The sequence below is a fragment of the Streptomyces sp. NPDC001530 genome, from assembly GCF_042894545.1.
In the GTDB taxonomy this organism is placed as follows: Bacteria; Actinomycetota; Actinomycetes; order Streptomycetales; family Streptomycetaceae; genus Streptomyces.
In genome coordinates, this window is sequence record NZ_JBIAVS010000005.1 from 200,846 (window position 1) to 223,071 (window position 22,226).

The following is a 22,226-nucleotide window of genomic DNA, read 5'->3' on the forward strand; positions in this document are numbered from 1 at the left end:
CGCGTCGCGTACGCGTTTTTGACACGGGCCCCGCAACCTTTCGAGGTGCGGGGCCCGTCCCTTTTCCCGGAACGCAATTCGGATACGGGTGTCAGTGGGCTGCGCTAGCGTGCAGATCACAGAATTCGCATAGGGGTGGGACGAATGAAGAGCAGGACCGTGCGCCGCGTGACCCTCTCGATCGCGCTGACGACCGCTCTGGCGGGGGTGGCCGCCTGCGGCTCCTCCGGCGGCTCCGGGAGCTCCGGCAAGGACGACAAGGCGGTGCACAAGGGCACGACGCACGTCAGCCCCATAGCCGCCCTGCGCTCGGCCGAGAAGTCCACCGACAGCGCCGACTCGGCCAAGGTCGAGTCCACCACGACCATGGGCACGATGATGTCCATGAAGGCGGACGGCGTCATGGGCTGGGCCGACGGCCTCACCGGCACCATGACGATCACCTACACCGGCGGCACGATGGCCGACACCATGCGTCAGACGGGCAGCACGTCGATGCAGGCCCGCTATCTGCCCGACGCCTACTACGCGAAGATGAGCGACAAGTTCGCCGAGCAGACGGGCGGCAAGCACTGGATCAAGTACGCCTACGACGACCTGGCGAAGTTGGGCGGTGGCTCGGGCGCGTACCTGAAGGACCAGATGCAGAACACCACGCCGAACCAGTCGGTGAAGCTCCTGCTGGCCTCCGGTGACGTGACGAAGGTCGGCGAGGAGACGGTGCGCGGCGAGAAGACCACGCACTACTCGGGCACGGTGAATGTCGCGGACCTGGCGACCAAGACCTCCAACCTCAGCGCGAGCCAGCTGGAGGATCTGAAGAAGCAGCTCACGGCGGCCGGCGTCAGCACGGAGAAGGTCGACATCTGGGTCAACGGCGACGACCTGCTGGTCAAGAAGGTAGAAAAGGGCGAGCTGTCGACCGGCACGATGTCCTCGACGGCGTACTACAGCGACTACGGCGTGAAGGTCTCCGCCACGGAGCCCCCGGCGAGCGACACCGCCGACTTCAAGGACCTGCTGAAGCAGGGGAGCACGGGAGGCACCACCTCCTGAGCCCTTACCCGTATCAGACCTCCTGAGCTCCACGAGGCCTCCCGGAGCTCCCACGAGACCTCCTGAGTCCCACAAGAATTCAGAGGATCACCTGAGCCCCCTGGGATACGCTCACGGCCGACTGTGAATCGACCATTTGTTTCCTCGGGGGAATCATGGGGCTTTCTGTGCACGGAGTCGTACGGCGCAGAGCGGCGGGCGCGGCGCTCGCCGCTCTGGTCCTCGGCGGGGGTGGCGTCGCCTGTACGAAGGGCGACGCGGGGGAGTCGCCGGACATGACGCCCGCGGCGGCTGTCGCCAAGGCGGCGAAGAACACGGACGACATCACCTCCCTGCGCTACCGCATGTCGGGCCGGGTCCCGGAGCAGGGCCGGGTCAGGGCCGAGGCCTCGCTGAGCATGAAGCCGCTGGCCATGAGCATGAAGACGGCCGCGCTGGACGGGGCCGACAAGGGCGAGGTCGAGCTGCGGCTGGTCGGCGGTGCGCTCTACATGGGCGGGGGCGAGGAAGCCGCCAAGGAGCTGGACGGCAAGCACTGGATGAAGTTCGACCTGTCCGGGCACACCAAGACCGCCAGTGGCCTGGCCCTCGACACCACCAAGATCCGCGACCGGGCCGACCAGAACCCGGCCCAGGAGTCCACCTTCCTGACCGGCTCCAAGGACGTGAAGAAGGTCGGCAGCGAGACTGTCGACGGCGTGAAGACCACGCACTACAAGGGGACGGTCACCCTCGACGACCTCCGCGCGTCCCTGAAGAGCAAGGACAAGGCCACCCGCGAGAAGCGCGAGAAGAGCCTCGACCAGTACGAGAAGATGGGCGTCGACAAGCTCACCATGGACGCGTGGATCGACGGCGACGACCACACCAAGCAGTTCCGCATGCAGGGTGACGCCACCAAGGGCACGCTCGACGTGACCATCACCTTCCTCGACTACAACGAGCCGGTGACGATCAAGGCCCCGTCCGCCAAGGACACGGTCGACCTGGCCCAGCTGGCGAAGGACGCCCAGAAGGGCTGAGCCCTTCCGAAGGGCCGAGCCCGCCGAGCGGATTTGCTTGACAGTGACCCAATCACGTACTGTTCCCCAGAAGCCAAAGACCGCTGGTCGTTGCCATGTGCTCGCAAGAGGGCATGGCGGCCGAAGGATCCGCTGAAACTGCGGACGACCCGCGTAGGTGACTGTGGATGTGCTCCCGGAGTTCGCTTGCCCAGCCTGCGGACGAACCGGTCGAGCTACGCCCCGTGCGCCTGCGCCGGGGCGTTTCGTTTTGCCCAGCCCCTTCCGAGCGGTCCTCATCACCCGGAAGGAGGCCGACGCTCTATGGCAAGGCCCGACAAGGCTGCCGCGGTAGCCGAGCTCGCGGACCAGTTCCGCAGCTCGAATGCCGCCGTGCTGACCGAGTACCGGGGTCTCACCGTGGCGCAGCTCAAGACGCTGCGTCGTTCGCTCGGTGAAGACGCCCAGTACGCCGTGGTGAAGAACACGCTGACCAAGATTGCGGCCAACGAGGCCGGGATCAACACGCTCGACGACCTGTTCAACGGTCCGACGGCGGTCGCCTTCATCACCGGTGACCCGGTGGTGTCGGCGAAGGGTCTTCGTGACTTCGCCAAGGACAACCCGAACCTCGTCATCAAGGGCGGTGTCCTTGACGGCAAGGCGCTGTCCGCCGACGAGATCAAGAAGCTTGCGGACCTTGAGTCCCGCGAGGTTCTGCTCGCCAAGCTGGCGGGTGCCTTCAAGGGCAAGCAGTCCCAGGCTGCCCAGCTCTTCCAGGCGCTCCCCTCGAAGCTCGTCCGCACCGTGGACGCGCTCCGTGCCAAGCAGGCCGAGCAGGGCGGTGCCGAGTAATTCGGCTCGCGCATTGACCACCGCCGCCTAGGCAGTGGTCGCAGCGGGCCGAAAGTACGCCCGCCTCACATGTACATCCGGCACCAGCCGAATTAGTGGAAGGATCGCCCATCATGGCGAAGCTCAGCCAGGAAGACCTGCTCGCGCAGTTCGAGGACATGACCCTCATCGAGCTCTCCGAGTTCGTGAAGGCGTTCGAGGAGAAGTTCGACGTCACCGCCGCCGCCGCGGTCGCCGTTGCCGGCCCCGCCGGCCCGGCCGCCGTTGCCGAGGCCGCTGAGGAGCAGGACGAGTTCGACGTCATCCTCACCGGCGCCGGCGACAAGAAGATCCAGGTCATCAAGGTCGTGCGTGAGCTGACCTCCCTGGGTCTGAAGGAGGCCAAGGACCTCGTGGACGGCGCCCCGAAGCCCGTTCTCGAGAAGGTCGCCAAGGAGGCCGCCGAGAAGGCCGCCGAGTCCCTCAAGGGCGCCGGCGCCTCCGTCGAGGTCAAGTAACACCTCGCGGTCCGCACGGACTGCTCGCGAGCTTTCACAGCCGCTCCGGGAGCGCCGCAACGCGTTTCGGTAGCGCTGTAACGCTGACGCACTGAAGAGCGATCACCCATCTGGGTGGTCGCTCTTCGGCGTTCCCAGGGGTCCCGTAGCGGCTGCCTTGCGCTGTCGGTCGCGGCGAGTATGGTGATCTTCGTTGTGCCTCCGGCCGCGCCCGTGACGGGCTGCAAGACGGGCTGCAAGACAGGTTGCACGTGACGATCGCGGCACTTGCTTTGGGCATGGGGGGCCTTGACGAACCGCACGCAGCGCGCAATTCTCAGGACGCGTCGTCACAACGATCCGGATCCGAGGCATGGATCGACGGCGAAGAGGGCAGTATCGATGTGCATTGAGGGCGTGGCTTGCCGCAGGTGTTGAGAACAACGAGGGTCTCAAAAAACCGGGACTGGACATCAGTGGGCCGAGTGGCTACACTGACCCTTTGCGCTGCCTGTTAGCTGCCTCCTGCCCGTCACCAGGGGCATGCCCGTGCTTGAGCACCGACGATTGAATCGTCCCTGACCTGGCCTTCTTAGGCCACTTCGGGAACGGCCTTCTCTGTGTCCAACATGGGACCGGTACGCGCGTAGTGAGTCCGAGCCCTCGGAAGGACCCCCTCTTGGCCGCCTCGCGCACTGCCTCGACCGCGAATACGAACAACGGCGCCAGCACCGCCCCGCTGCGCATCTCCTTTGCAAAGATCAAGGAGCCCCTCGAGGTTCCGAACCTTCTTGCGCTGCAAACCGAGAGCTTCGACTGGCTGCTCGGCAATGACGCGTGGAAGGCTCGTGTCGAGGCGGCTCTGGACAGCGGACAGGACGTCCCCACGAAGTCCGGTCTGGAAGAGATCTTCGAGGAGATCTCTCCGATCGAGGACTTCTCCGGGTCGATGTCGCTGACGTTCCGCGACCACCGCTTCGAGCCCCCGAAGAACTCCATCGACGAGTGCAAGGAGCGCGACTTCACGTACGCCGCGCCCCTCTTCGTCACGGCTGAGTTCACCAACAACGAGACCGGCGAGATCAAGTCCCAGACGGTCTTCATGGGCGACTTCCCGCTCATGACCAACAAGGGCACCTTCGTCATCAACGGCACCGAGCGTGTCGTGGTGTCGCAGCTCGTCCGCTCGCCGGGTGTCTACTTCGACTCCTCCATCGACAAGACGTCCGACAAGGACATCTTCTCGGCGAAGGTCATCCCGTCCCGGGGTGCCTGGCTGGAGATGGAGATCGACAAGCGCGACATGGTCGGTGTCCGCATCGACCGCAAGCGCAAGCAGTCCGTGACCGTTCTGCTCAAGGCTCTCGGTTGGACGACCGAGCAGATCCTCGAGGAGTTCGGCGAGTACGAGTCCATGCGCGCCACCCTGGAGAAGGACCACACCCAGGGCCAGGACGACGCGCTGCTCGACATCTACCGCAAGCTGCGTCCGGGCGAGCCCCCGACCCGCGAGGCCGCGCAGACGCTGCTCGAGAACCTGTACTTCAACCCGAAGCGCTACGACCTCGCGAAGGTCGGCCGCTACAAGGTCAACAAGAAGCTGGGCGGCGACGCCCCGCTCGACGCCGGCATCCTGACCGTCGAGGACATCATCTCGACGATCAAGTACCTGGTGAAGCTGCACGCCGGTGAGACCGAGACGGTCATGGGCGAGAACGGCGCCTCGATCGTCGTCGAGACCGACGACATCGACCACTTCGGCAACCGTCGTCTGCGCAACGTCGGCGAGCTCATCCAGAACCAGGTCCGTACGGGTCTGGCGCGTATGGAGCGTGTCGTCCGCGAGCGGATGACGACTCAGGACGTCGAGGCGATCACGCCGCAGACCCTGATCAACATCCGGCCGGTCGTCGCCTCCATCAAGGAGTTCTTCGGCACCAGCCAGCTGTCGCAGTTCATGGACCAGAACAACCCGCTGTCGGGTCTCACCCACAAGCGCCGTCTGTCGGCTCTTGGCCCGGGTGGTCTCTCCCGTGAGCGGGCCGGCTTCGAGGTCCGTGACGTGCACCCGTCGCACTACGGCCGCATGTGCCCGATCGAGACCCCTGAAGGCCCGAACATCGGTCTGATCGGCTCGCTCGCCTCCTACGGCCGGGTCAACGCCTTCGGTTTCGTCGAGACCCCGTACCGCAAGGTCACCGGCGGTGTCGTCACCGACGAGGTCGACTACCTCACGGCCGACGAAGAGGACCGATTCGTCATCGCGCAGGCCAACGCGCCGCTGACGGACGAGCTCCGCTTCGAGGAGTCCCGCGTCCTGGTCCGCCGTCGTGGCGGCGAGGTCGACTACGTCCCCGGTGACGACGTCGACTACATGGACGTCTCGCCGCGCCAGATGGTGTCGGTCGCGACCGCCATGATCCCGTTCCTCGAGCACGACGACGCCAACCGTGCCCTCATGGGCGCGAACATGATGCGTCAGGCCGTGCCGCTGATTAAGTCCGAGGCACCGCTCGTCGGCACCGGCATGGAGTACCGCTGCGCCGTCGACGCCGGCGACGTGCTCAAGTCGGAGAAGGACGGTGTGGTCCAGGAGGTCTCCGCGGACTACATCACCACCGCCAACGACGACGGTACGTACACCACGTACCGCCTCGCGAAGTTCTCCCGCTCGAACCAGGGCACCTCTGTGAACCAGAAGGTTGTCGTGGACGAGGGCGCCCGGGTCGTCGCCGGCCAGGTCCTGGCCGACGGTCCGGCGACCGAGAACGGCGAGATGGCGCTCGGCAAGAACCTGCTCGTGGCGTTCATGCCGTGGGAGGGTCACAACTACGAGGACGCGATCATCCTGTCGCAGCGCCTCGTGCAGGACGACGTCCTCTCCTCGATCCACATCGAGGAGCACGAGGTCGACGCCCGTGACACCAAGCTCGGCCCCGAGGAGATCACCCGGGACATCCCGAACGTCTCCGAGGAGGTCCTCGCCGACCTCGACGAGCGCGGCATCATCCGCATCGGTGCCGAGGTCATCGCCGGCGACATCCTCGTCGGCAAGGTGACCCCCAAGGGTGAGACCGAGCTGACCCCGGAGGAGCGCCTGCTGCGCGCGATCTTCGGTGAGAAGGCCCGTGAGGTCCGTGACACCTCGCTGAAGGTGCCGCACGGCGAGACCGGCAAGGTCATCGGCGTCCGCGTCTTCGACCGCGAGGAGGGCGACGAGCTTCCCCCCGGTGTGAACCAGCTGGTGCGCGTGTACGTGGCGCAGAAGCGCAAGATCACCGACGGTGACAAGCTCGCCGGCCGTCACGGCAACAAGGGTGTCATCTCGAAGATCCTGCCCATCGAGGACATGCCGTTCCTCGAGGACGGAACTCCGGTCGACATCATCCTCAACCCGCTCGGTGTCCCGTCCCGAATGAACCCGGGACAGGTCCTGGAGATCCACCTCGGCTGGCTCGCCAGCCGCGGCTGGGACGTCTCCGGCCTCGCGGACGACTGGGCGCAGCGCCTGCAGGCCATCGAGGCCGACCAGGTCGCCCCGGGCACCAACGTCGCCACCCCCGTCTTCGACGGTGCGCGTGAGGACGAGCTCGCGGGTCTGCTGCAGCACACGATCCCGAACCGCGACGGCGAGCGCATGGTGCTCCCGACCGGTAAGGCGCCGCTGTTCGACGGCCGCTCCGGCGAGCCGTTCCCGGAGCCGATCTCGGTCGGCTACATGTACATCCTGAAGCTCCACCACCTGGTCGACGACAAGCTGCACGCCCGCTCGACCGGTCCGTACTCGATGATCACCCAGCAGCCGCTGGGTGGTAAGGCCCAGTTCGGTGGCCAGCGCTTCGGTGAGATGGAGGTGTGGGCGCTGGAGGCTTATGGCGCCGCGTACGCCCTCCAGGAGCTGCTGACCATCAAGTCCGACGACGTCACCGGCCGCGTGAAGGTCTACGAGGCCATCGTCAAGGGCGAGAACATCCCCGAGCCCGGCATCCCCGAGTCCTTCAAGGTGCTCATCAAGGAGATGCAGTCTCTCTGCCTCAACGTGGAGGTGCTGTCCAGCGACGGTATGTCCATCGAAATGCGTGACACCGACGAGGACGTCTTCCGCGCGGCGGAGGAGCTCGGCATCGACCTGTCCCGGCGCGAGCCGAGCAGCGTCGAAGAGGTCTGACGGGAGTTTGGCCGGGGGCTCAGCGATGAGCCTCCGGCCGGCCCCAGGACCCCCGTATCAGACCCCTAAGACTTACAACCCTGAGAGGGATTGACGCATAGTGCTCGACGTCAACTTCTTCGATGAGCTCCGGATCGGTCTGGCCACCGCTGACGACATCCGTCAGTGGAGCCACGGCGAGGTCAAGAAGCCCGAGACCATCAACTACCGCACCCTCAAGCCCGAAAAGGACGGACTCTTCTGCGAGAAGATCTTCGGTCCGACCCGGGACTGGGAGTGCTACTGCGGTAAGTACAAGCGTGTCCGCTTCAAGGGCATCATCTGTGAGCGCTGCGGCGTCGAGGTCACTCGCGCCAAGGTGCGTCGTGAGCGGATGGGCCACATCGAGCTGGCCGCTCCCGTCACCCACATCTGGTACTTCAAGGGCGTTCCGTCGCGGCTGGGCTACCTGCTCGACCTCGCCCCGAAGGACCTGGAGAAGGTCATCTACTTCGCGGCGTACATGATCACGTACGTCGACGAGGAGCGCCGCACCCGCGACCTGCCCTCGCTGGAGGCCCACGTCTCCGTCGAGCGTCAGCAGATCGAGAACCGTCGCGACGCCGACCTGGAAGCCCGCGCCAAGAAGCTCGAGACCGACCTGGCCGAGCTCGAGGCCGAGGGCGCCAAGGCCGACGTACGCCGCAAGGTGCGCGAAGGTGCCGAGCGTGAGATGAAGCAGCTGCGTGACCGTGCGCAGCGCGAGATCGACCGTCTCGACGAGGTGTGGACCCGGTTCAAGAACCTCAAGGTCCAGGACCTGGAGGGCGACGAGCTCCTCTACCGCGAGCTGCGTGACCGCTTCGGCACGTACTTCGACGGTTCGATGGGTGCCGCGGCGCTGCAGAAGCGCCTGGAGTCCTTCGACCTGGACGAGGAGGCCGAGCGCCTCCGCGAGATCATCCGTACCGGCAAGGGCCAGAAGAAGACCCGTGCGCTGAAGCGGCTGAAGGTCGTGTCTGCCTTCCTGCAGACCTCCAACAGCCCCAAGGGCATGGTCCTCGACTGCGTCCCGGTCATCCCGCCGGACCTTCGCCCGATGGTGCAGCTGGACGGTGGCCGCTTCGCGACCTCCGACCTGAACGACCTGTACCGCCGTGTGATCAACCGCAACAACCGTCTGAAGCGACTCCTTGACCTCGGCGCGCCCGAGATCATCGTGAACAACGAGAAGCGCATGCTTCAGGAGGCCGTCGACGCGCTCTTCGACAACGGCCGTCGTGGTCGCCCGGTCACGGGCCCCGGCAACCGTCCGCTGAAGTCCCTCAGCGACATGCTGAAGGGTAAGCAGGGTCGATTCCGTCAGAACCTGCTCGGTAAGCGTGTGGACTACTCCGCGCGTTCCGTGATCGTCGTCGGTCCGCAGCTGAAGCTGCACCAGTGCGGTCTGCCCAAGGCCATGGCGCTGGAGCTCTTCAAGCCGTTCGTGATGAAGCGCCTGGTCGACCTGAACCACGCGCAGAACATCAAGAGCGCCAAGCGGATGGTCGAGCGCGGCCGCACGGTCGTGTACGACGTCCTGGAAGAGGTCATCGCGGAGCACCCGGTTCTGCTGAACCGTGCGCCCACGCTGCACCGCCTCGGCATCCAGGCCTTCGAGCCGCAGCTGGTCGAGGGCAAGGCCATCCAGATCCACCCGCTCGTCTGCACCGCGTTCAACGCGGACTTCGACGGTGACCAGATGGCCGTCCACCTGCCGCTCTCCGCGGAGGCGCAGGCCGAGGCCCGCATCCTGATGCTGTCCTCGAACAACATCCTCAAGCCGGCCGACGGCCGCCCGGTCACGATGCCGACCCAGGACATGGTCCTCGGTCTGTTCTTCCTGACCACGGACGGCGAGATGCGGAACGTGAAGGGCGAGGACCGCTCCTTCGCGTCCGTGGCCGAGGCGATCATGGCGTTCGACGCCGGCGAGCTCTCGCTGCAGTCGCGCGTGGACATCCGCTTCCCGGTGGGCACCATCCCGCCGCGCGGCTGGACCCCGCCGGCACAGGAGGAGGGCGAGCCGGAGTGGCAGCAGGGTGACACCTTCCGCCTGCGGACGACCCTGGGCCGCGCGCTCTTCAACGAGCTGCTGCCCGAGGACTACCCGTTCGTCGACTACGAGGTCGGCAAGAAGCAGCTCTCCGAGATCGTCAACGACCTCGCCGAGCGCTACCCCAAGGTCATCGTGGCGGCGACGCTCGACAACCTGAAGGCGTCCGGCTTCTACTGGGCGACCCGTTCCGGTGTCACCGTGGCCATCTCCGACGTCGTCGTTCCCGAGGCGAAGAAGGAGATCGTCAAGGGCTACGAGGCGCAGGACGAGAAGGTCCAGAAGCAGTACGAGCGCGGTCTGATCACCAAGGACGAGCGCACGCAGGAGCTCATCGCGATCTGGACCAAGGCGACCAACGAGGTTGCCGAGGCGATGAACGAGAACTTCCCGAAGACCAACCCGATCTTCATGATGGTGAACTCGGGTGCACGAGGCAACATGATGCAGATGCGTCAGATCGCCGGTATGCGTGGTCTGGTGTCGAACGCCAAGAACGAGACGATCCCGCGTCCGATCAAGGCCTCCTTCCGTGAGGGCCTGTCGGTGCTGGAGTACTTCATCTCGACTCACGGTGCTCGTAAGGGTCTGGCGGACACGGCCCTCCGTACCGCCGACTCGGGTTACCTCACCCGTCGTCTGGTCGACGTCTCCCAGGACGTCATCATTCGCGAGGAGGACTGCGGTACCGACCGCGGCCTGCGTCTGCACATCGCCGAGCGCGGCGCCGATGGCGTCCTGCGCAAGGCGGACAACGTCGAGACCAGCGTGTACGCACGTGCGCTGGCCGAGGACATCACCGTCGACGGCAGGGTGCTGGCCCCGGCCAACACCGACCTCGGCGACGTCCTCATCGACGAGCTGGTCAAGCACGGCATCGAGGAGGTCAAGACCCGTTCGGTCCTGACCTGCGAGTCCGCCGTCGGCACCTGCGCCATGTGCTACGGCCGTTCGCTGGCCACCGGCAAGCTGGTCGACATCGGTGAGGCGGTCGGCATCATCGCCGCCCAGTCCATCGGTGAGCCCGGTACGCAGCTGACGATGCGTACCTTCCACACCGGTGGTGTGGCCGGTGACGACATCACCCAGGGTCTGCCCCGTGTCGTCGAGCTCTTCGAAGCCCGTACGCCCAAGGGTGTCGCCCCGATCTCCGAGGCCTCCGGCCGCGTGCGGATCGAGGAGACCGAGAAGACCAAGAAGCTCGTCGTCACCCCGGACGACGGCAGCGACGAGACGGCGTTCCCGATCTCGAAGCGCGCCCGTCTCCTGGTGTCCGAGGGCGACCACGTCGAGGTGGGCCAGAAGCTCACCGTGGGTGCCACCAACCCGCACGACGTGCTGCGCATCCTGGGTCAGCGTGCCGTCCAGGTCCACCTGGTCGGCGAGGTCCAGAAGGTCTACAACTCGCAGGGTGTGTCGATCCACGACAAGCACATCGAGATCATCATCCGGCAGATGCTGCGCCGGGTGACGATCATCGAGTCGGGCGACGCGGAGCTGCTGCCCGGCGAGCTGGTCGAGCGCTCGAAGTTCGAGACCGAGAACCGTCGTGTGGTCCAGGAAGGCGGCCACCCGGCCTCCGGCCGTCCGCAGCTGATGGGTATCACCAAGGCCTCGCTGGCGACCGAGTCGTGGCTGTCGGCGGCGTCCTTCCAGGAGACGACCAGGGTTCTGACGGACGCGGCGATCAACGCCAAGTCCGACTCCCTGATCGGCCTCAAGGAGAACGTCATCATCGGTAAGCTCATCCCGGCCGGTACGGGTCTGTCCCGCTACCGCAACATCCGGGTCGAGCCGACCGAGGAGGCCAAGGCCGCGATGTACTCGGCCGTCGGCTACGACGACATCGACTACTCGCCGTTCGGCACGGGCTCCGGCCAGGCCGTTCCGCTGGAGGACTACGACTACGGTCCGTACAACCAGTAAGCGAGTCGCTTGAGTTGAAGGGCGGCCACCCGTTTGGGGGTGGCCGCCCTTCGGCGTGCCCCCCGCACGTTACGATCCGGCCAGGTCGTCTGTGAACTGCCAGGCATGCAAAGGGTGTTGGGGCGCGGAGTGGAGGCGGCCCGGTTGTCCTTCGGTCTTGTGGCTGCGGTGGTGGTTCCATGGGGCGTTGGCTGGCAGCGCTCCCGCCCAGGATTCATGGTTCTCTTCACGCTTGCTTAAGGCGCCTACACGATCGCTCCGTACAGGGCTCAGGAGAGGCCGTGGATCGCACTTGGTGCCACGCTCCTGGTGGCCGGTGGAGCAGTTCTTTGGCACCACTCGACGGGTATCGCGGGCTTGGGCTTCTCCGTCACGCTGCCTCTGTCCTCAGGGACTCTGGCGGCGCCCAGGCGCCTCGGCCTGACAGCCTTTGGTACCGCCGCGCTCGTGTCCGTGTGGGCGGCGGGGGCGACCACGGCTTCGCTCGGCGTCGATCTGCTGCTGAGCGACCGTACGGCCGTCATCTCTTCGGCCCTGCTCATCTCCGTGTTCGGCGGGCGAGCCCTGGCCAAAGCCGCCACGGTGCCCGTCGGAGTACTTTCTCATCGGTGCGCCGGCCAGTGTCATCGCGGCGTTGACGATGGGCATGGCTGCTCGTCCGGCGATTGGGCTGCCTGTCCTCTGGGAGATCTCTTGGAGCTGAGCGGGCACCCACTGATTCGGAAGCTGTTGTCCCTCAACCTGCCGCCTACCGAATACGTGATAGCGGGCTGTCCGCTGCCTGAGGTGCTGGCCTGGAAGGAAGAGCTCGATCGTGAAAAGGATCAAGAGGACATCAGGCTGATCCGGCGCCATCTGCGGCGCTCGGGGGCCTGAGCGGACATCTCGTGAAAGCCCGGCGTGTCGGGCCCCACGGCATTTGTTTTGACCGAAGTCCGTGAGGTAGGTACGCTCAGACCTTGTGCCTGGGGTGTGCCCTGGCTCCCGTGCGTGCCTTTAAACCGCAAGGGGGGCCGTAACCGGCCGCCGTAATCTGCGCCCTTTTCGCCTCGCGGCGGGAGTCTGCAGCTTCGACACACCCGACCGCGTGGGTCGGCGACGTTCCAGGTTAGCTTCACCATTCGGCACACAGAAACCGGAGAAGTAGTGCCTACGATCCAGCAGCTGGTCCGTAAGGGCCGGCAGGACAAGGTCGAGAAGAACAAGACGCCCGCACTTGAGGGTTCCCCTCAGCGTCGTGGCGTCTGCACGCGTGTGTTCACGACCACCCCGAAGAAGCCGAACTCGGCCCTGCGTAAGGTCGCGCGTGTGCGTCTGACCAGCGGGATCGAGGTCACCGCTTACATTCCGGGTGAGGGACACAACCTGCAGGAGCACTCCATCGTGCTCGTGCGCGGCGGCCGTGTGAAGGACCTGCCGGGTGTTCGCTACAAGATCATCCGTGGTTCGCTCGACACCCAGGGTGTCAAGAACCGCAAGCAGGCCCGCAGCCGCTACGGCGCCAAGAAGGAGAAGTAAGAATGCCTCGTAAGGGCCCCGCCCCGAAGCGCCCGGTCATCATCGACCCGGTCTACGGTTCTCCTCTTGTCACGTCGCTCATCAACAAGGTGCTGCTGAACGGCAAGCGCTCCACCGCCGAGCGCATCGTCTACGGCGCCATGGAGGGCCTGCGCGAGAAGACCGGCAACGACCCGGTCATCACGCTGAAGCGCGCTCTCGAGAACATCAAGCCGACCCTCGAGGTCAAGTCCCGCCGTGTCGGTGGCGCCACCTACCAGGTGCCGGTCGAGGTCAAGCCCGGCCGCGCCAACACCCTGGCGCTGCGCTGGCTGGTCGGTTACTCCCGCGCCCGTCGCGAGAAGACCATGACCGAGCGTCTGCTCAACGAGCTTCTCGACGCTTCGAACGGCCTCGGCGCGGCCGTGAAGAAGCGCGAGGACACCCACAAGATGGCCGAGTCCAACAAGGCCTTCGCGCACTACCGCTGGTAGTCGCTACCCCCATCGAGACCGAGAGAAGACTGAAGCCTTATGGCTACCACTTCACTTGACCTGGCCAGGGTCCGCAACATTGGGATCATGGCCCACATCGACGCGGGCAAGACGACGACGACCGAGCGGATCCTGTTCTACACCGGTGTCTCGTACAAGATCGGTGAGGTCCACGACGGCGCTGCCACCATGGACTGGATGGAGCAGGAGCAGGAGCGTGGCATCACGATCACGTCTGCTGCGACCACCTGTCACTGGCCGCTTGAGGACAACGACTACACGATCAACATCATCGACACCCCGGGGCACGTCGACTTCACCGTTGAGGTGGAGCGCTCCCTGCGTGTGCTCGACGGTGCCGTGACGGTGTTCGACGGTGTCGCCGGTGTCGAGCCGCAGTCCGAGACGGTGTGGCGTCAGGCCGACCGTTACGGCGTGCCGCGCATCTGCTTCGTCAACAAGCTCGACCGGACCGGCGCGGAGTTCCACCGCTGCGTCGACATGATCTCGGACCGCCTTGGTGCGCAGCCGCTGGTCATGCAGCTTCCGATCGGTGCCGAGGCCGACTTCAAGGGCGTTGTGGACCTGGTCCGCATGAAGGCGCTCGTGTGGTCCGCCGAGGCGGCGAAGGGCGAGATGTACGACGTCGTCGACATCCCCGCCACGCACACCGAGGCCGCTGAAGAGTGGCGCGGCAAGCTGGTCGAGGCCGTCGCGGAGAACGACGAAGAGATCATGGAGCTGTACCTGGAGGGCCAGGAGCCCACCGAGGAGCAGCTGTACGCCGCGATCCGTCGCATCACCATCGCGTCCGGCAAGTCCAGCGACACCACGGTCACCCCGGTGTTCTGCGGCACCGCGTTCAAGAACAAGGGTGTTCAGCCCCTGCTCGACGCGGTCGTGCGCTACCTCCCGACTCCGCTTGACGTCGAGGCCATCGAGGGCCACGACGTCAAGGACGCGGAGCTGGTCGTCAAGCGCAAGCCGTCCGACGACGAGCCGCTCTCCGCCCTCGCGTTCAAGATCATGAGCGACCCGCACCTGGGCAAGCTCACCTTCGTCCGGGTCTACTCGGGCCGCCTGGAGTCCGGCACCGCCGTGCTGAACTCCGTCAAGGGCAAGAAGGAGCGCATCGGCAAGATCTACCGCATGCACGCCAACAAGCGTGAGGAGATCGAGTCGGTGGGCGCCGGCGACATCGTCGCCGTCATGGGCCTGAAGCAGACCACCACCGGTGAGACGCTGTCCGACGACAAGAACCCGGTGATCCTGGAGTCCATGGACTTCCCGGCGCCGGTCATTCAGGTCGCCATCGAGCCCAAGTCCAAGGGTGACCAGGAGAAGCTGGGTGTCGCCATCCAGCGTCTCGCGGAGGAGGACCCCTCCTTCCAGGTTCACTCGGACGAGGAGACCGGCCAGACCATCATCGGTGGTATGGGCGAGCTGCACCTCGAGGTGCTGGTCGACCGTATGCGCCGTGAGTTCAAGGTCGAGGCCAACGTCGGCAAGCCGCAGGTCGCGTACCGCGAGACGATCCGCAAGGCCGTCGAGCGCGTGGACTACACCCACAAGAAGCAGACCGGTGGTACCGGTCAGTTCGCCAAGGTGCAGATCGCGATCGAGCCCATCGAGGGCGGCGACGCCTCGTACGAGTTCGTGAACAAGGTGACCGGTGGTCGCATCCCGAAGGAGTACATCCCTTCGGTCGACGCCGGTGCGCAGGAGGCCATGCAGTTCGGCATCCTCGCCGGGTACGAGATGACGGGCGTCCGCGTCACGCTTCTCGACGGTGCCTACCACGAGGTCGACTCCTCCGAGCTCGCGTTCAAGATCGCCGGTTCGCAGGCCTTCAAGGAGGCCGCGCGCAAGGCCAGCCCCGTGCTGCTCGAGCCGATGATGGCCGTCGAGGTCACCACGCCCGAGGACTACATGGGTGAGGTCATCGGCGACATCAACTCCCGCCGTGGTCAGATCCAGGCCATGGAGGAGCGGGCCGGTGCCCGCGTCGTGAAGGGCCTCGTGCCCCTCTCGGAGATGTTCGGCTACGTCGGCGACCTCCGCAGCAAGACCTCGGGTCGCGCAAGCTACTCGATGCAGTTCGACTCCTACGCCGAGGTTCCGCGGAACGTCGCCGAGGAGATCATCGCGAAGGCCAAGGGCGAGTAACACACCCCGTTTACACGCTTTAGGCTTGACACCGACCGCCGGGGTCGGACCACACGGAAAAACCCCGGCGGGCGGCATCCCAGCAAAGATCACCTGGCGCCGATGAGTAAGGCGTACCAGAACCACTCCACAGGAGGACCCAGTGGCGAAGGCGAAGTTCGAGCGGACTAAGCCGCACGTCAACATCGGCACCATCGGTCACATCGACCACGGTAAGACGACCCTCACGGCCGCCATTACCAAGGTGCTGCACGACGCGTTTCCGGACCTGAACGAGGCCTCGGCCTTCGACCAGATCGACAAGGCTCCTGAGGAGCGCCAGCGCGGTATCACCATCTCCATCGCGCACGTCGAGTACCAGACGGAGACCCGTCACTACGCCCACGTCGACTGCCCCGGTCACGCGGACTACATCAAGAACATGATCACGGGTGCGGCGCAGATGGACGGCGCCATCCTCGTGGTCGCCGCCACCGACGGCCCGATGCCGCAGACCAAGGAGCACGTGCTCCTGGCCCGCCAGGTCGGCGTTCCGTACATCGTTGTCGCCCTGAACAAGGCCGACATGGTGGACGACGAGGAGATCCTGGAGCTCGTCGAGCTCGAGGTCCGTGAGCTCCTCTCCGAGTACGAGTTCCCGGGCGACGACGTCCCGGTCGTCAAGGTCTCGGCGCTCAAGGCGCTCGAGGGCGACAAGGAGTGGGGCCAGTCGGTCCTGGACCTGATGGCCGCCGTCGACACCGCGATCCCGGAGCCGGAGCGCGACGTCGACAAGCCGTTCCTCATGCCGATCGAGGATGTCTTCACGATCACCGGTCGCGGTACGGTCGTCACCGGCCGTATCGAGCGTGGTGTCCTCAAGGTCAACGAGACCGTCGACATCATCGGCATCAAGACCGAGAAGACCACCACCACGGTCACCGGCATCGAGATGTTCCGCAAGCTGCTCGACGAGGGCCAGGCCGGTGAGAACGTCGGTCTGCTGCTCCGCGGCATCAAGCGCGAGGACGTCGAGCGCGGCCAGGTCATCATCAAGCCCGGTTCGGTCACGCCGCACACCGAGTTCGAGGCCCAGGCCTACATCCTGTCCAAGGACGAGGGTGGCCGCCACACGCCGTTCTTCAACAACTACCGTCCGCAGTTCTACTTCCGTACGACTGACGTGACCGGTGTTGTGACCCTCCCCGAGGGCACGGAGATGGTCATGCCGGGCGACAACACTGAGATGAAGGTCGAGCTCATCCAGCCCATCGCCATGGAAGAGGGCCTGAAGTTCGCCATCCGTGAGGGTGGCCGGACCGTGGGCGCCGGCCAGGTCACCAAGATCAACAAGTAAGTCTTGTTGGCTTGATCGCCTGGTAGCTCCTTAGGGCTACAGAAGGGGCCCGTACGACTTCGGTCGTACGGGCCCCTTTGCCTTTCCCGGGGTACCGGGCGATTCGCTGTTCTGGGGCTACCAGGCGATCGGCAGGGCCACCGGGCCGCGGATCATCGTGCGCTGCCGGAAGGGGACCTGATCGGCGGGCACGGCGAGCCGGAGGTCGGGGCAGCGCTCCAACAGGGTGTCGATGAGCAGCTCGATCTGCATACGGCAGAGGACGGCGCCGGTGCAGTAGTGCGGTCCGTTGCCGAACGCCACATGGGCGCCGGCGTCCCGGTCGCAGTTGATCCGGTCGGGGTCGGGGAAGACGTCCGGGTCGCGGTTGGCGGCGAGGTAGGAGACGTAGACGGGGTCGCCCGCGCGGATGCGGACGCCCTGGATGACGACGTCCTCCAGGGCGACGCGGGGCAGACCCACGGCGGTGCGGTGCGGAATGTAGCGCAGGAGTTCCTCGATGACGGCGGGGCGTCCGGCGGGGTCGCTGCGCACGCGGTCCATCAGCTGGGGTCGGGTCATCAGGAGGTAGAACATCTGGCCGCTGTTGTTGGTGAGCGCCTCGCCGCCGATCTGGAGCGGGCCGGCGACGCTGATCGCCTCTTCCTCCTTGAGCTCACCGCTGCGCACCGCGCCGCCGAGCAACGACAGGACGTCGTCCCCGTCGCTGTCCCGACGATCGCGGATGGCCTGCGCGATCCACCCGAACAGGCCCTTCTTGGCGCGCTCGGCGGCCTCGGCGCCGCCCGCGGTGGAGATGATCTCCCGCGTCCAGTCGTGCACCTTCTGCCGCTCGTCGGCGGGCACGCCCATGACCTCGCAGACGACGGAGATCGGAAAGGGCTCGAGGACGCGCTCCACCAGATCGGCGGGCGGCCCGTCCTGCACCATGGCGTCGACCAGCTCGTCGAGCATCTCCTTCGCGCGGGGGCGCAGCCGCTTCACCGCGCCCACCGTGTACGCGGTCGACGCGGCGCGGCGCAGCCGGTTGTGGTCGGGCTGGTCGGCCCACGCCAGCGCGCCGGGCCGGGGCGCGAAGTGCGGCGCCAGCCGCGTGAACTGCCGGACGGAGGCCTCCTTCCGGCTGAACCGCGGATCGTTCGTGATCATCTTCACGTCGTCGTACCGCGTCGCCAGCCACGCCCACTCCTCCTCCCCGTGCGGAAGCCGGATCCGCGTCAGCGGCCCTTCCTTCATCAGCTCCGCGAGCACCGGCTCGAACTCGGTCCCGTCCAGCTGACCTGCGGGCCATTCACGGATGGGGGGAAGGGGCTGCTCGGCGTGCTCGGCGAGGGTGGTGGTCTCTTCTGCCATGGGTCCACCATCGGGCGCCTGGGGTGGGGTGTCGCGGGGGAGTGCTCCAGACGGATTTTGTCGCCGGGCCTCAGCCCTCTGAGTAGCGCGGCAGGCCTTCGGTCGAGATCGTCCAGTCGGCAATGGTGACGTCCTCGCCGTACACGAAGTCCTTGCGGGTCGCGTAGCGCGGGCCGTTCGGCGTCTGGTGGATGTCGGAGAGCACCGCGCCCGAGCCCGTGCGCGGGTCGAAGATCACGTACAGCGGGATGCCCAGCAGCGGGTAGTCCCTTACTTTGCTCACCCAGTCGTTGTCCGGGTTGGAGCGGGAGACGACTTCGATGGCGGCGATGAGCGCGCACGGGTCGAAGGAGCCGTCCCCCTCCATGTCGGCCTCGGCGATCAGCATCACGTCGGGGTGGCGCATGATGCCCTCGGGTACATCCTCCACGTCCGGGGTGCCCGTGTGAGCCACGAGGTCCTCCGGCATGACCTTCTCCAGGCGTCTCCGGAGGCGCGCTCTGGTCAGTTCGTGGGGGCCACTGGGCGCTGTCAGATCGTGGACGATCCCTTCCCGAGTGATCTCGAACTTGCCGGGAAGGGCGTCGTCCATGGACTGAACGAACTCCCGCATCGCCTTATAGAGATGGGCGGTCATGTCAGCCGGCCTCCATCGGGAGGAAGTCAGCAGGAGCCGTGCGGGCGGTTTCCTCCGCGCCGAAGATGTACTCCCACTTCCAGCTCACGCGAGGACCGCCCGCATGGCTTCGTCCAGGACAGCGCTCAACTCCCGCAGGGCTTCCCGTGCAACAGCCGGGTCTTCGTGCTCCAGGTTGGCCTTCGTGTTGGTGTAGAGGGCGGACAGATCAGGGCGGCGGGCGATTTCGATCTCCCTGGCCCAGATCAGGACCCAGCTCTGTACAGGACTCAGGGACTGCCACTCGACCGCCTTGGCGAAGGCTTCGTCCTTCTCGGCCTGCATCTCCTCCAAGCGGCCGGGGGCGACGACGGCGAGGGCCGCGCGCAGGGCATCAGGCGTCTGCTCGGGGCGGGGGATCAGTTCGTGGTGAGCGCTCATGCTAGGCGGCCTCCGGGAGATCGGATCGGCAGTCGCGGCAGCGACCGGGTTCGGGGGCGCGAAAGGCGCGGTCGCAGCCGTCGCAGTTCTGGAGGGGGTGCGGGCGTACGGCTACTGGGGTGACGGGCACCGGTGGTGGGAGGAGTTCGGTGAGACGGTGGGCGAGGAGGGCGGTCGGGTGCCGTAGGGGCTCGCGGGGGAGTCCTGCCGTCAGGGTGCGGCGTACGGCTTCGGGGGCGGCGCCGCGTTCCAGCCAGGCGGTGACGGCCGGGGCGAGGCGGTGTACGTCGCGTTCGGGGAGCAGGAGGCGGGGGTCGTCGCGGTGCGGGCTCGCCAGGAGTGCGGTGGCTGTGCGGTGGTGGGCCAGGTCGTGGGTACGGGGTTCGGGGAGTGGAGGCTTCGAGCGGGACTCGACGCGCGGCGTCGGCGGAATCTCGTCGGCAGGCCGTACGGGGGCGGGGACCGGCCTTTTCCTGGGGGCGGGCCGGGGTTGCGAAACGCGTGTCGGCTGGTTGTACGACACCGTGTGCGTGACGACGCGTCCGCTCGGGAGACGCTCCCGCCTGCGGGACAGATAACCGTGCGCCTCCAACTCCCGCAGGGCCGCCGCGATTCTCGTCTCGCCCTCGGGGAAACGGGCGGCGAGCGTCTTGATGTCCACGCGGGCACCGGCGGGCAGCGACTGGATGTGGGCGGCGAGGCCGATCGCGGTGAGGGTCAGCTCGCGGTGCTGGGCGAGGTGGTTGCCGATCACCGTGAAGCGGGTGGTGTGGCGGACGTTGATGTGGGTGATGCCCCGCGGAATCCGGGGCTGGGCGCACGGGGGCGCGCTAGAGTTCTGCGTATCCATCAGGAAGCCCTAACTTCCTCGGTGGTCAGGCCCTCGATCGGGATCGCTAGTCCCGGCCGGGGGCCGTCGCATGTCTGCGGTTGTGGCGCTTGTGGTCGCGAGCATATGCGTGCCAACGGGCAAGAAATCCAGCGGAGTTGGTGATCGTCACCCTTGCGAGTGACGGGAGGCTGGTGGGGTTGGGAGGGGTTTTCTCCCTGGGGAATTCAAAGGCTTTGATGCCGCGACCGCCCGCTTCGCGGTTCACCGGGACGTGGTGGACCGCGTTCCGGTGAGAGCCCCTTCGCGTACGAGAATCAGCTCGGCCCAGACCGTCTTGCGCGGCGGTGGACCGGTCGTCACGCCCCAGCGGTCGGCCAACGCCTCGACGAGGACGAGCCCACGCCCGGACTCACCGTCGCTGGTGGACGGTTGAGCGTGCGGGAGCCGATCACCCCGTGTGTCCGCGACCTCGACGCGGAGGACGCCCTCCGTCGCCGTAAGGCTGAGGTGGAAGTCCCGTCCCGATACGCGCCCGTGCGTCGCAGCGTTGGCCGCCAGCTCGGCGACGACGTGCGCGGCGTCCTCGAACGGCAGCCCCCATGCCCGGAGTTGCTCGGTCGCGAGCAGCCGAGCCAGCCGGGCCCCGCGCGCGGTGGCAGAGAGCTGGACGGTGAACTCACGTACGGCGAGGGCGGCTTGGACGGCTTCGGCGATTTCGGGGTTCATGTGACTCAGCGTGGCCGAAGCTGCCTACGCTGAGCAGTGATGATGCCTGTGCGTACGGTGACTGTCCTGCCGTTGTCCGGTTCTGTCTTGGCTGTCCTGGGGGTCGTACGGGTACGGGTGCGCGTTGGAGGTGGGTGGCTATGAGTAGCGAGGGCGCGGACGAGCCAGGGTGGGATGTCAGCCCGGAGGACGAGATCGCTCCGGTGGTGGAGTCGACCGGGCGTCAGGTGAGGCTCTGGCGGGAGGCCGCCGGTATGCGGGTGGTCGACTTCGGGCGGGCCATCGGGTACGGGGAGGACCTGGTCAGGAAGGTGGAGCGCGGGGCGCGGATTCCTCGGGCAGACTTCCTGGAACGGGCGGATGAGGTCCTGAACGCGGGTGGGCATCTCAGGGCGTTCAAGGAGGACATGGAGAAGGCTCGGTATCCGAAGAAGGTGCGGGAGCTGAAGATGTTGGAGGAGCGGGCGGTCGAGCTGCTGCTGTACAGCAACCACAACATCCATGGGCTGTTGCAGACGCCGGAGTACGCACGGGCGCTGCTCGGTACGTGGCGACCGGCGTACTCGCTGGACGAGTTGGAGCGCATGGTTGCCGCGCGGGTGGCTCGGAAGTCCATCTTCGAGCGGTCACTGGCTCCCGAACTCAGCTTCGTGCAGGAAGAGGTGACGCTGCGCCGTCCGGTCGGGGGCACAATGGTGCTGCGCCAACAGCTCGAACACATGCTGGAGGTGGCTCGGTTGCCGTACGTGGAACTCCAGGTCATGCCGACGGCTCGCGCGAACCACCCCGGGACGGGCGGGCGGATCCAGGTGCTGAAGTTCGGAGACGGTACGGCAGTGGGGCGCACCGACGATGAGTTCGCCGGCCGTCCTGTCTCTGATCCGAGGCACACACGGATCCTCGAACTGCGGTATGGCATCATCCGGGCCCAGGCTCTTACGCCAGGGGAGTCTCTGGCCTTCATCGAGCAAGTGCTGGGAGAAACATGATCCACGAAACCTCAGCCGAGGACGCTTCCGGGCTGAAGTGGTTCAAGAGCAGCTACAGCGACAGCAGCAACGGCAACGACTGCGTCGAGATAGCCACCACCCCCGCCACCATCCACCTCCGTGACTCCAAGAACCCCCAGGGCCCGCGCCTCCACTTCGCGCCCGCCGCGTGGGCGGACTTCGTGTCATACGCCGCTCAGAGCTGATCCACGCCCCGTCG

General features: G+C 66.4%; 18 protein-coding genes. 13 read left to right on the plus strand and 5 right to left on the minus strand.

The genetic code is table 11. The features are described from left to right. Positions 1–144 precede the first annotated feature (144 nt). From ACFY0T_RS11555 to tuf, 11 genes are all read left to right on the plus strand, one after another. The gene (locus ACFY0T_RS11555; RefSeq protein WP_388867616.1) at positions 145–1,056 is read left to right on the plus strand and encodes a hypothetical protein; all 912 of its coding nucleotides are present in this window, start codon (positions 145–147) and stop codon (positions 1,054–1,056) included. Between the two features lie 155 nt (positions 1,057–1,211). Beyond that, positions 1,212–2,078, plus strand: a complete 867-nt coding sequence (locus ACFY0T_RS11560; RefSeq protein WP_388867619.1) for a DUF1396 domain-containing protein — start codon at positions 1,212–1,214, stop codon at positions 2,076–2,078. A gap of 303 nt (positions 2,079–2,381) precedes the next feature. After that, the gene (gene rplJ / locus ACFY0T_RS11565) at positions 2,382–2,912 is read left to right on the plus strand and encodes a 50S ribosomal protein L10 (protein ID WP_388867621.1); all 531 of its coding nucleotides are present in this window, start codon (positions 2,382–2,384) and stop codon (positions 2,910–2,912) included. 113 nt (positions 2,913–3,025) lie between these two features. After that, positions 3,026–3,409 (plus strand): 50S ribosomal protein L7/L12, encoded by a 384-nt coding sequence (gene rplL / locus ACFY0T_RS11570; RefSeq protein WP_388867624.1) that lies wholly within the window; start codon positions 3,026–3,028, stop codon positions 3,407–3,409. 658 nt (positions 3,410–4,067) lie between these two features. Beyond that, positions 4,068–7,556: a DNA-directed RNA polymerase subunit beta gene (gene rpoB / locus ACFY0T_RS11575; protein ID WP_388867627.1), complete on the plus strand. Its 3,489-nt coding sequence runs from the start codon at positions 4,068–4,070 to the stop codon at positions 7,554–7,556. A gap of 100 nt (positions 7,557–7,656) precedes the next feature. Beyond that, on the plus strand, positions 7,657–11,556 hold the full coding sequence (locus ACFY0T_RS11580; RefSeq protein WP_388867630.1) for a DNA-directed RNA polymerase subunit beta': 3,900 nt from the start codon (positions 7,657–7,659) through the stop codon (positions 11,554–11,556). A gap of 357 nt (positions 11,557–11,913) precedes the next feature. After that, the gene (locus ACFY0T_RS11585; RefSeq protein ID WP_388867633.1) at positions 11,914–12,432 is read left to right on the plus strand and encodes a hypothetical protein; all 519 of its coding nucleotides are present in this window, start codon (positions 11,914–11,916) and stop codon (positions 12,430–12,432) included. 270 nt (positions 12,433–12,702) lie between these two features. After that, complete coding sequence (rpsL, locus tag ACFY0T_RS11590) at positions 12,703–13,074, plus strand: 30S ribosomal protein S12 (protein WP_003948652.1); 372 nt, start codon at positions 12,703–12,705, stop codon at positions 13,072–13,074. Between the two features lie 2 nt (positions 13,075–13,076). Further along, positions 13,077–13,547, plus strand: coding sequence for a 30S ribosomal protein S7 (rpsG, locus tag ACFY0T_RS11595; RefSeq protein WP_003998848.1), 471 nt, complete (start codon positions 13,077–13,079; stop codon positions 13,545–13,547). Between the two features lie 39 nt (positions 13,548–13,586). Beyond that, positions 13,587–15,713: an elongation factor G gene (gene fusA, locus ACFY0T_RS11600; RefSeq protein ID WP_388867636.1), complete on the plus strand. Its 2,127-nt coding sequence runs from the start codon at positions 13,587–13,589 to the stop codon at positions 15,711–15,713. Between the two features lie 142 nt (positions 15,714–15,855). Next, complete coding sequence (gene tuf / locus ACFY0T_RS11605) at positions 15,856–17,049, plus strand: elongation factor Tu (protein ID WP_115906452.1); 1,194 nt, start codon at positions 15,856–15,858, stop codon at positions 17,047–17,049. 117 nt (positions 17,050–17,166) lie between these two features. Here tuf and ACFY0T_RS11610 read toward each other — a convergent pair whose 3' ends face one another. The 5 genes from ACFY0T_RS11610 to ACFY0T_RS11630 all read right to left on the minus strand — a co-directional run bounded on the left by ACFY0T_RS11610 (position 17,167) and on the right by ACFY0T_RS11630 (position 21,017). Continuing rightward, positions 17,167–18,402: a cytochrome P450 gene (locus ACFY0T_RS11610; protein ID WP_388867639.1), complete on the minus strand. Its 1,236-nt coding sequence runs from the start codon at positions 18,400–18,402 to the stop codon at positions 17,167–17,169. Between the two features lie 70 nt (positions 18,403–18,472). After that, a complete protein-coding gene (locus ACFY0T_RS11615) occupies positions 18,473–19,039 on the minus strand; it encodes a Uma2 family endonuclease (protein ID WP_388867641.1) in 567 nt (188 codons plus the stop codon). Positions 19,040–19,123: 84 nt separating this feature from the next. Further along, positions 19,124–19,459: a hypothetical protein gene (locus ACFY0T_RS11620; protein ID WP_388867644.1), complete on the minus strand. Its 336-nt coding sequence runs from the start codon at positions 19,457–19,459 to the stop codon at positions 19,124–19,126. Position 19,460: 1 nt separating this feature from the next. After that, complete coding sequence (locus tag ACFY0T_RS11625) at positions 19,461–20,309, minus strand: helix-turn-helix domain-containing protein (RefSeq protein WP_388867647.1); 849 nt, start codon at positions 20,307–20,309, stop codon at positions 19,461–19,463. Between the two features lie 243 nt (positions 20,310–20,552). Continuing rightward, on the minus strand, positions 20,553–21,017 hold the full coding sequence (locus ACFY0T_RS11630; RefSeq protein ID WP_388867650.1) for an ATP-binding protein: 465 nt from the start codon (positions 21,015–21,017) through the stop codon (positions 20,553–20,555). 140 nt (positions 21,018–21,157) lie between these two features. On the opposite strand from ACFY0T_RS11630, the gene ACFY0T_RS11635 reads away from it, so the two are divergent. Both ACFY0T_RS11635 and ACFY0T_RS11640 read left to right on the plus strand, forming a co-directional pair. Further along, positions 21,158–22,006, plus strand: a complete 849-nt coding sequence (locus ACFY0T_RS11635; RefSeq protein ID WP_388867653.1) for a helix-turn-helix domain-containing protein — start codon at positions 21,158–21,160, stop codon at positions 22,004–22,006. Further along, complete coding sequence (locus ACFY0T_RS11640) at positions 22,003–22,212, plus strand: DUF397 domain-containing protein (RefSeq protein WP_388867656.1); 210 nt, start codon at positions 22,003–22,005, stop codon at positions 22,210–22,212. Before ACFY0T_RS11635 ends, ACFY0T_RS11640 begins: the two co-directional genes overlap by 4 nt. Positions 22,213–22,226: the final 14 nt, after the last annotated feature.